Below are 9,597 nucleotides of genomic sequence, written 5' to 3' on the forward strand. Positions count from 1 at the left end.
GCGGTTCCGGGTTTTGCTGGTTCGAGAGATTTTCTCCCAAGACTCTCGTTGACTTGCGGGCCCGCTTCCCTTAACGGCACGCATCTTTCCGGCGCTGCACGTTCGCGGCGCTTGAGCTGCCATGCAATAGGCCGTTCGATTGGCGCGAGTTTTACGCCTGTTCGGACATAGCAAGAGATTGAGAGTAAAAAGCCATGTTCGCGATAGTGCGCACTGGCGGCAAGCAATATCGGGTTGCCGCTGGAGACAAAATTGCCGTTGAAAAGCTTGCTGGCGAAGCAGGCGACACTGTCACTTTGGGTGACGTGCTGCTCGCAGGTGAAGGCGATGCGATTGCAGACGCTTCCAAAGTGAGCGTTTCGGCCGAAATCATCGCCCAAGCCAAAAGCGAAAAGGTGATCGTTTTCAAAAAGAAACGCCGCCACAATTATCGCCGCAAGGCAGGCCATCGTCAGCAGATGACGCTGTTGCGCATCACCGATGTTGGCGAAGGTGCGGCCAAGGCTCCGGCCAAGAAGGCAGCTGCGAAAACCGCTGCAGCACCCGCGATAGAAGCCGAAACCAAGGCCGCTCCGGCCAAGAAAACCCCAGCCAAAAAGGCACCGGCCAAGACAGCCGCTGCCTCAAAGTCGGCCCCTGCGGCTGACGACGCCAAGTAAGGATCAGGACCCATGGCACATAAAAAAGCAGGCGGTTCATCGCGTAACGGTCGCGACTCAGCAGGTCGCCGCCTTGGTGTGAAGAAGTTCGGCGGTCAGGGCGTGATCGGCGGCAACATTCTCGTGCGTCAGCGCGGCACCAAATTCTATCCGGGCACCAATGTCGGCATGGGCAAGGATCACACCCTGTTCGCGCTTGGCGAAGGTGTGGTGCGATTCCACAAGGGCAAGCTTGGCCGCAAATATGTGTCGGTCGATATGATTGCTCAAGCAGCCGAATAACCGGACGGTTCATGCAAAGGATCGTCCAACGGGGCGGTCCTGGCCGGTGAAACAACCGGCCGCGTAGAGGGAGAAGGACCACCCCGACCACCGGGGGGTCTGTCTCCCTTTTTTCGTCTCTCCCTCGCAACGGTCCGTAGGAAAGACATCCTGCGGCAACGATAGCGTCACGCAGCATCCTTAAGCGGGCGGTGCGGGGCGAGGAGGGATGAAGGATGTTCCATCGCAGCGAAAGATTACTGCTCAGACCGGTGTGGCCAGAGGATTGGCAGGGGATTTTTTCCGGCATTGCCGAAGAAGGCGTGGTGCGCAATCTGGCGAGTGCCCCCTGGCCCTATGGCGAACAGGACGCGCGCGCTTTCACTGCACTACCCGCTCATCCGCGCACTCCGCGTTTCCTTGTCACGCGGGCGTGCGATGCCTCCGTTGTCGGCTGCATCGGCATCGATCCAGTGCCCGATGAGGAAGGCTCGATCGAAATCGGTTACTGGATTGCCCGGAAGCATTGGGGGCGCGGCTATGCCAGCGAAGCGGGCCGGGCGGTGATCGCCATAGCGCGTGCGCTTGGTTACCAGCGTATTATGGGGTCGCATTTTCTCGACAATCCCGCGGCGGGCGCGGTCCTTAAAAAGCTGGGCTTTGTTCCTACCGGCCGCGTCGCTCAGCGCTATTCCTGCGCGCGCAGCGGCAAGTCAGCGGCGGCGGAATACGCCCTCGACCTGACCGACGCAGCCGCAGATGGGGAAATGCAGGCGGCATAAGCGCGGCTGCGCTTCCTTGTTCCCCGCAAATATTTCGACTAAACTTTGACGCAATGAAAAGTCGCAAACGATTGAGTCCCGAAGAATCGCGCAATTTTGCGCTGCAGGCGGCGCGCGAGCTGTTGATCGAAACCGGTCCGCAATCGGTAACGCTGAAAGCGGTCGCGGGGCGGATCGGACGCACCCACGCCAATCTCCTCCACCATTTCGGGTCGGCATCTGGCCTGCAAAAAGCGCTCGCCGAACATCTTGCGCGGACCGTGTGCGAGACGATCAAGGACGCGGTTCACGCCAGCCGCGCCGGGCTTGGCTCGGCGCGCGAGGTGGTGGATCTGGCATTCGATGCGTTTGACCGCGAAGGGGCAGGGGCGCTTACCAGTTGGATGCTGCTGACCGGCAATGAGGATGCGCTCAATCCGATCATCTCGACAATTCACGATCTGGTTGACGAGATCGCGCCGGGAGAAGCTGCGCACCATGACGACGATCCCAAACATTTGCACAAGGACACGCTCAGCCTGGTGTTGCTGGCCTTGGGCGATGCCTTGATCGGCGCGGCGCTGGCCAATTCGCTGGGCCTGCCGCGCGACACTGCGCGGGTGCGCGCGGCCGCCAATCTCGAAGCATCAATGGCGGAACATCAACCGGCCTGATCGACGATCGCCGCACTCTGCCAGTCGGGCAAGGCGTCCGGGTCGAGGTCGGCGACGCGCAGATGGTCGACCGCCAGTCCCAGGTCGGGATAGGCAGCCTTGCGGCGCTTTTCGTCTGATGCGTCAAGCGCGACAACCACCAGTCGCCGGTTGACCTTCTGCCGCCAGTTCATCCGCGCGGTGTTTTCCTGCCCGACATAACAACCCTTTGCAAAGCTAACGCCGTTCAGTTCGATGGCATTGGTTTCAAGCCACAATATATCGCCCAGTTCGCGGCGCCCTTCGGGCACGCCATTTGAAAGGCGGTGCGCGAGGTAATCGTGGTCAGCGCTTTCGCCGTCCGGGGACCTCGCACCGATCCAGCGATAGCCCAAATCCGGCAAGCGCGGGTCAGCCGCTGCTTCCTTGTGAGGCGCACGCGACCAGTGCACCGTCAGGCCGTCATCGCGGGCAATGTCAATCTTTCGCCGCAGCCGGTAGAGCGAAAGGCGCTTGACCAGCTCCTCCGCAAATTCCGCCTCGCAATCGATCAGCACCGTGCCATCGCCGTCGCCGGTCCCGCCGCCAATGCTGCCGTCCCAAACGAAAAAATCGAACATGGCTTTGCCCTGCGCGGAAAGCAGCGCAGCATAGACTGGTCCGGAGATGGGGAGCGCGGCAGAAACGTCATTGGTCACCAGCCCTTGGAGAAAGCCGCGCACATCTTCGCCATGTTCGCGCGCGGTGAGGCGGATGATTGCTCGATTTTTCAGAATTGTAGCGGTCATAGTTCCAATCTCTTCAATATCGCGCAGGCCAGACGATCTCCCAGCTGGGGCCCCTGTTCGGGATAGAGATAGGGTTCGATCAGTTCGGCTTCCATGACCATCAGCGAATTGCTCGAACCGCGCAGCATGTCGATCCGCGCATAGAGCGGCGCAGCAAAGGGAAAAGCGGCGATGATGGCGCTGGCAGCGGCAAGTTCCTCGGTGGTCGGATCATAGGCGCTTTCGATCCCGCCATACAGCGATTGGATGCGGTAATCGCCTTTCGCCGGGCGTTTGCGCAGGGCATGGCTCAATTCCCCGCCGATAAAGATAAAGCTGAACTCACCCTCTTCGGCAATGGCGGGCAGGAACGGCTGCACCATCGCCGCGTGCCCAAACCGCCAGTCTGCACCGGGCAGCGCCTCGCTGTGGATCAACACTTGCCCCAATGCGCCTGCGCCCACCTGTAGTTTGACCACCAACCGGTCGCAATCGAACGCGGCAAAGGCGTCAATCAGATCCGCTTGGCTGACATTGGAAAACCAGCGGGTCGGAATGGTTGCTGCGCCGCGTTTGGCCAATTCGCGCAAGTAAGTCTTGTTGATATTCCATCGAACGACTTCGGCCGAATTGCACACCGGTATGCCGCGCGCCTCCAACTCGCCAATCTTGGCCAAGAACGCATCGGGTTTGTCCTGATAATTCCACGCAGTGCCCAAAATGATCAGGTCGAGACCGGCAAAGTGATCGAGCGGTGCCTCCCAATCGATCACCTTCAGCGTCAGATTGGCCTGCGCAAAGGCCGGTTCAAGCGCAGCGGTCATCAGATCGTGTTCAAAGGCGTCGCCGCGCCTATCCCCGATGCCGCCCCATGGCAGCGGCAAGGTGGTTTCGCAGGCGAGAAATCCGATTGTCGTCATGCCCGCCCGTCTAAGCGTGCGCGGGGGGACTGGAAAGCCCTGAGCAGCGCGCTTAAGGGACTGGGCGATGATAAACACGCTGACGATCCGCCGCCCCGATGATTGGCACCTGCATTTCCGCGATGGCGAGATCATGCGCGGCGTCGTGCCCTATACTGCGCGCCAGTTTGGCCGCGCGATTGTAATGCCCAATCTCTCCCCGCCGGTGACCACGGCGGCGCAGGCGGAGGAGTATCGAGGGCGGATTTTGGCCGCAGTGCCGCAGGGCGCTGCCTTTACTCCGCTGATGATCTGTTATCTGACTGACACTACCGATCCCGATGATCTGGCGCGCGGCGCGGAGCAAGGCGTGTTTACCGCAGCCAAACTCTATCCCGCCAATGCCACCACCAATTCGGCGCATGGGGTCAGCGATGTGACGAGGATTTATCCGGTGCTTGCGCGGATGGAGGCGGAGGGGATCGTGCTGTGTGTTCACGGCGAAGTCACCGATCGTGATGTCGACGTGTTCGACCGTGAGGCGGAGTTTATCGAACGGCACTTGCGCGCGATTGCGGAGAATTTTCCGCAGCTTAAAGTGGTCTTTGAACATATCACCACCGCCGATGCAGCGACGTTTGTGGAAAGCTGCGGCCCGAATGTCGCCGCGACAATCACGCCGCAGCATCTGCATATCAACCGCAACGCCATGCTGGTGGGGGGGATTCAGCCGCACAATTACTGTTTGCCCGTGGCCAAGCGTGAACGGCATCGGCTGGCGCTGCGCGCGGCAGCGACCTCGGGGTCGCCCAAATTCTTCCTCGGCACTGACAGTGCGCCGCATTTGCGCAGCGCCAAGGAGACCGCCTGTGGATGCGCCGGGATATTCAACGCGCCGTTTGCGCTCGAAAGCTATCTGACGGTGTTTGACGAAGAAGGCGCGCTGGACCTGTTCGAAGGCTTTGCCTCGCTCCACGGTCCGGCGTTTTACGGCCTGCCGGTGAATGCCGATACAATCACGCTAGAACGCGGCGAAACGCAGGTTCCCGAAAGCCTGATGCTGGTGGGTGAGGAAATCGTTCCGTGGCACGCCGGGCAGGTGCTCGGCTGGCGAATGGTTTCCTAAACCGCCGCCCGAACCGCCGCTTTCGCTTGCCGGTTGCGATTCCATAAATCCGCCACAAATATCGCCACCGCAATCCAGATCAGGATGAAGCTACCGAGTTGCACCGGGCGCAATTGCTGGCCGAACACGGTGAGGCCCAGAATGAAAACGATGGTCGGCGCGAGATATTGGATAAAGCCGAGCGCAGAATAGCTCATCCGTTTTGCCGCGATCGCAAACAGCAGCAGCGGCACCGCCGTCACCACCCCGGAAAAAACAATGGCGAGGCTGAGGAACCATTCGTTCCCGAACGACGAACCGCCCGCGCTCGCGGAATACCACCATGCGGCGCCGACTGCGGGCAGCAGCAAGATGCCGCTTTCAATGGTGAGACCCGGGAGCGAGCCGACATCAATTTGTTTGCGAACAATGCCATAAAGCGCAAAGCTGAAAGCCAGTGTCAAACTGATCCACAATGTTGTCAGCGCCCCCGCAGACAGCAGCGCGACCGCGCTAGCGGCGATAGCGACCGCCAGCCATTGCCAACGGGTCAGGCGTTCGCCGAGGATCAACGTGCCGAGCAGGACGTTGAGCAGCGGGTTGAGATAATAGCCGAGGCTGGCGGCATAGACCTGATGTTGCATGATCGCCCAGATATAGACGAGCCAATTGACCGCGATCAGCACCGCACTCGCCAAAAGCGCGATCACGGTGCGCGGTTTGGATAGCGCGGCGCGCAGGGCTGGAAACTGCTTTCTAAAGGCCACAATCAACAGGCAGAATGGCAGCGTCCAGATGATCCGCCAGCCGACAAATTCGACCGGCGGGACGCTGGTCACCAGCAGCAGATAAAGCGGCAGAAAGCCCCAGATCACATAGGCGCCTAGCGCGGCGGGCACACCGGACGGCGCTGCGCCAGCGGTTTGGGGTGGGGAGATTGGCATGGATGCAAGGCCCCTAGGCCGCGCATTGGTTAAGCGCAAGCGCGCGTCCTTGCGCCCAAATCTAGCCATCCACAGACCGAGAAAGATGAACGGTGGCCGACAGGCCTGCTCTTCATATGTTCATATTAATGCTCATAAAGATGAACACTAAGTCGAGATTTGTCTCTGGCCACTCCCACCATGTGGCCCGGGCGCGGTCCCCACCGACCGCGGAAGGCGCTCTCATTCCCGAGCAAGGGGGTGGGGGCGCTTTCGCCTATATGAACGCGAAAGGTGAGCGGCCTGCAAAGCGAAAATTAACCAAAACCGGGCAAAGCGACACGATGCAATTCCGCGCCGCCTTTGTGATGTGCCTGGCCCCGGCTCTCTGTGCGCTGGCCGCTTGCAGTGGGAACAATGACGATGTGCCCGCAGAGGCTGCGGTTCAGGACCCGCTCTTGTCGCGCGCGCTGAACGATCCGTTGATGGTTGATCCCGATCTCGCATGGCGCAACGAAGCCAATGCCGTGATCGCCTTGCGCGATGGCCACCCGCTGCCGCCGGTGCAGGCCTCGGACGATATGGCGAACCGTGCGCGCGAGGCGATGCGCAGCGAACTGGTCGAAAATGGGCAAATTCCGCCGTTGCCCGCTGCCTCCGCAGGCAAAGGAAGCCCGTCGCTTGCCGGACTTAATACCGCCGCTGAAATCGTGGAAGCGGTGGGCAGCCGGACCGATTGCATCGCCGCGATGGACGGTGATCTGCAATGGTCTGCCAATCTGCCGCCGACCTCTGCGATTATGCCGCACGGCATGGTGCAGCAGGCTGCGGGCGTCGATCAGGGCAATTGCGTGATCCGGGTTGTGCGTTACCTGACGCCGGTCGGGGTGGACGAAGCGCTCGAGTATCACTTTACCAAAGCGGACCGCGAAAGATTTCGGATTGAACGCTTTGCCGCGCCCGAATCATCGCTCCGCGCAGAGCGACGCGATCAGCAATTGGCGGTGCATGTGCGCAAAGCGGCGGGCGGAATGACCGCCGTTGATGTGGTTCATTGGCGCAAATAGACGCAAAACAGCGTTAATTCGTGCTCGCCTATTCCTTAAGCCCAACCCCGATATTGGCACGCGGTTGATCCATTTCAGTGCTGGCAACCGGATAGGCACAATAATCCGCTGCGTAATAGGCTGCCGGACGGTGATTGCCTGACAGGCCGATGCCGCCAAACGGCGCCGATGACGATGCGCCATTGGTGGGCCGGTTCCAATTGATGATCCCGGCACGAATATTGGCCCAGAACCGCCCATAATCCTCTGGTGTTCCGCCAATCAGCGCCGCTGAAAGGCCAAAGCGGGTGTTGTTCGCCTCGGCAATCCCGGCATCCAGATCGGGCACGCGAATGACCTGAAGCAGGGGTCCGAACAATTCGACATCGGGGCGGTCGGGCATATTGGTGGTATCGATAATGCCAGGGGTCAGGAATGGCCGGTCCGGGTCGGGCTTGCGCATATGCAACAGTGCCTTGCCGCCCGCCGTGAGCAGCGCCAGAAAGCTCTCACTGAGCCCGTCGGCCGTATCGTTGTCGATCACTGGCCCCATGAAGGGCTGCGGTTCGGCAAAAGGGTCGCCCACGATCAGCTTTCGCGCCATGGGCAGCAATTCGGCCATTAATGCATCATAGGCGCTATCGAGCACGATCAATCGCCGCGCCGCTGTGCAGCGCTGTCCGGCAGAGGTAAACGCACTCTGGATCACCAGCGCTGCGGCGTCGGACATCTTGGGTGTGTCCATCACCACAATCGGGTTGTTGCCGCCCATTTCCAGCGCGACGAGCTTGCCTGGATTGGCGGCCAGTTTGCGATTGATGGCGATGCCCGCCTGCGCTGACCCGGTGAACAACACCCCGTCCACGCCCGGATGCGCTACCAGAGCCTTGCCTTCATCGGGTCCGCCGATGATGATTTGAACGGTGTTTTCCGCAGCACCGCTGCGATTCCAGCAGGCGATCAGCGCTTCGCCCACCGCAGGTGTCTTTTCCGAAGGTTTGAACAGCACGACATTGCCCGCGATCAGTGCCGGGATCATGTGCCCATTGGGCAGATGCGCTGGAAAATTATACGGCCCTAGCACCGCCATCACCCCGTGAGGTTTGTGCCGCACAGCAGAACTGCCTTGCAAGGCGCTGTCGAACTTCTTTTTGCCGGTGCGTTCGGCATAGGCCTGCACCGAAATGTCAATCTTGGCGACCACCGCGTCGACTTCGGTCCGGGCTTCCCACAAGGGTTTGCCCGTTTCCGCCGCGATCAGATCGGCGAGCTTTTCGTGATCGGTGCGCACTTCATTGGCAAACCGGCGAGCGACTTCGATCCTGGTTCCCAGCGCCAGCGCCGCCCAGGCGGGCCAGGCGCGCCGTGCACGGCTGACCGCTTCGTCAACATTGCCGTGGGCACCGCGCCAGATTTCCTCCCCGGTCGCTGGAGCGTAAGAAACGAGAATATTGTCAGTCACCTTGCCCGCTCTTCCAGTTGATGTTTGCTCGCGCAGCCATGCTCGGTTCTTACCCAACTATGGTTAATCAATTTGGGTAACGGGAGAATTTCAAAAATCCTAGGGTAAACGCGGATATGCTCGGCACTTTCACTTAACGATGGGATCGGTTAGTGTGCTCCGGTGATGCAAGGGGAGATAGCTGCGAGAAACGCGGCAGTGCAGGGAAACTGTGCCCCCTTTCGGGTCGAATCGCTGGTTCAATAGTCTCGGCTCGCTTCCCTTGGCGGGCCACACAGGGGGAATAGTCTGATGGCATTCAATACACTTAAAATCTCTGCGCTTAGCCTTTCGGCATCGAGCGCGGTTATCGCTGCTGTTATCGGTATGGGCGTTACCGCCACGCCCGCTATGGCGCAGGAAGAATGCCTGCTCGACACCAACGGCGATGGCACAGCCACAGATGGGGTGGATACGGTCGGCGGCGCTACGGCGACCGGGGCTGATTCACTCGCGTGCGGCACGAATGCAGAAGCCAGCGGCGACGAATCGACATCAGTTGGTGTGAATTCGCGCGCAACTGGACTTGGGGCTACCGCCGTGGGGCAGAACGCCCGTGCAACCGAACGCGGCACGACGGCGCTCGGCGGCAACGCCTTTGCCAACAGCGACCGCGCAACGGCGCTGGGCGGCAATTCGCAAGCCTTTGCCGAATTTGCCACCGCGATTGGTAACTCCGCACAGGCTCTGGGCACCGATTCGACCGCATTGGGCTTCGATTCCTCCGCCAACAGCGCAGCATCGATTGCAATCGGCAACAATTCATCGGCGACCGGCGTGGACGCAGTCGCCATTGGCGGAGATGATGCCGGCACAGGTGCGACCGCAGATGGCAATTCGACGACCGCAATTGGCGGCGAAGCCTTCGCACAGGGTCCGGGCGCTACCGCCGTTGGCTGGCGATCAGTAGCAGACGCAGAACGCGCCCATGCTTTCGGTCACCTCGCCAACGCTTTGGGCGTGCGCTCGCTGGCGATAGGTGAAGCGGCGATTGCCAACAGCGATTTCTCGATTGCACAGGG

Annotated in this window: 10 protein-coding genes and 1 pseudogene; 7 read left to right on the forward strand and 4 right to left on the reverse strand. The window is 60.6% G+C overall.

Translation table 11 applies throughout. The features are described 5' to 3' along the window. Positions 1 to 194: 194 nt before the first annotated feature. The 4 genes from rplU (at position 195) to ACM64M_RS05365 (ending at position 2,355) form a co-directional block, all read left to right on the forward strand. Positions 195 to 659 carry a 50S ribosomal protein L21 gene (gene rplU, locus ACM64M_RS05350; RefSeq protein WP_416227628.1) on the forward strand — a complete coding sequence of 155 codons (465 nt, stop codon included), beginning with the start codon at positions 195 to 197 and terminating at the stop codon, positions 657 to 659. Positions 660 to 671: 12 nt separating this feature from the next. Next, positions 672 to 941: a 50S ribosomal protein L27 gene (gene rpmA / locus ACM64M_RS05355; RefSeq protein WP_416227629.1), complete on the forward strand. Its 270-nt coding sequence runs from the start codon at positions 672 to 674 to the stop codon at positions 939 to 941. Positions 942 to 1,156: 215 nt separating this feature from the next. Continuing rightward, the gene (locus ACM64M_RS05360) at positions 1,157 to 1,702 is read left to right on the forward strand and encodes a GNAT family N-acetyltransferase (RefSeq protein ID WP_416227630.1); all 546 of its coding nucleotides are present in this window, start codon (positions 1,157 to 1,159) and stop codon (positions 1,700 to 1,702) included. Between the two features lie 53 nt (positions 1,703 to 1,755). Further along, the gene (locus tag ACM64M_RS05365; protein WP_416227631.1) at positions 1,756 to 2,355 is read left to right on the forward strand and encodes a TetR/AcrR family transcriptional regulator; all 600 of its coding nucleotides are present in this window, start codon (positions 1,756 to 1,758) and stop codon (positions 2,353 to 2,355) included. Here ACM64M_RS05365 and ACM64M_RS05370 read toward each other — a convergent pair. Beyond that, the gene (locus tag ACM64M_RS05370; RefSeq protein ID WP_416227632.1) at positions 2,343 to 3,122 is read right to left on the reverse strand and encodes a YgfZ/GcvT domain-containing protein; all 780 of its coding nucleotides are present in this window, start codon (positions 3,120 to 3,122) and stop codon (positions 2,343 to 2,345) included. The genes ACM64M_RS05365 and ACM64M_RS05370 overlap by 13 nt on opposite strands. Then, positions 3,119 to 4,021 carry an ATP-grasp domain-containing protein gene (locus ACM64M_RS05375; RefSeq protein ID WP_416227633.1) on the reverse strand — a complete coding sequence of 301 codons (903 nt, stop codon included), beginning with the start codon at positions 4,019 to 4,021 and terminating at the stop codon, positions 3,119 to 3,121. Before ACM64M_RS05375 ends, ACM64M_RS05370 begins: the two co-directional genes overlap by 4 nt. 67 nt (positions 4,022 to 4,088) lie before the next feature. Between ACM64M_RS05375 and pyrC the strand changes: the two genes are divergently transcribed. Then, entirely contained in the window at positions 4,089 to 5,126 is a 1,038-nt protein-coding gene (gene pyrC / locus ACM64M_RS05380) for a dihydroorotase (RefSeq protein WP_416227634.1), read from the forward strand. Here the strand turns inward: pyrC and rarD are convergent. Next, a complete protein-coding gene (gene rarD / locus ACM64M_RS05385) occupies positions 5,123 to 6,049 on the reverse strand; it encodes an EamA family transporter RarD (protein ID WP_416227635.1) in 927 nt (308 codons plus the stop codon). The two genes, pyrC and rarD, sit on opposite strands and share 4 nt — an antisense overlap. 260 nt (positions 6,050 to 6,309) lie before the next feature. On the opposite strand from rarD, the gene ACM64M_RS05390 reads away from it, so the two are divergent. Then, positions 6,310 to 7,095 carry a hypothetical protein gene (locus ACM64M_RS05390; protein ID WP_416227636.1) on the forward strand — a complete coding sequence of 262 codons (786 nt, stop codon included), beginning with the start codon at positions 6,310 to 6,312 and terminating at the stop codon, positions 7,093 to 7,095. Positions 7,096 to 7,123: 28 nt separating this feature from the next. Here the strand turns inward: ACM64M_RS05390 and astD are convergent, their stop codons facing one another. Beyond that, positions 7,124 to 8,536 carry a succinylglutamate-semialdehyde dehydrogenase gene (gene astD, locus ACM64M_RS05395; protein WP_416227637.1) on the reverse strand — a complete coding sequence of 471 codons (1,413 nt, stop codon included), beginning with the start codon at positions 8,534 to 8,536 and terminating at the stop codon, positions 7,124 to 7,126. A 291-nt stretch (positions 8,537 to 8,827) separates the two neighbouring features. On the opposite strand from astD, the pseudogene ACM64M_RS05400 reads away from it, so the two are divergent. Then, a pseudogene (locus ACM64M_RS05400) lies at positions 8,828 to 9,597 on the forward strand (hypothetical protein); the annotation flags it as partial.

This window comes from Qipengyuania sp. ASV99 (genome assembly GCF_047872805.1).
Classification (GTDB): Bacteria; Pseudomonadota; Alphaproteobacteria; order Sphingomonadales; family Sphingomonadaceae; genus Erythrobacter.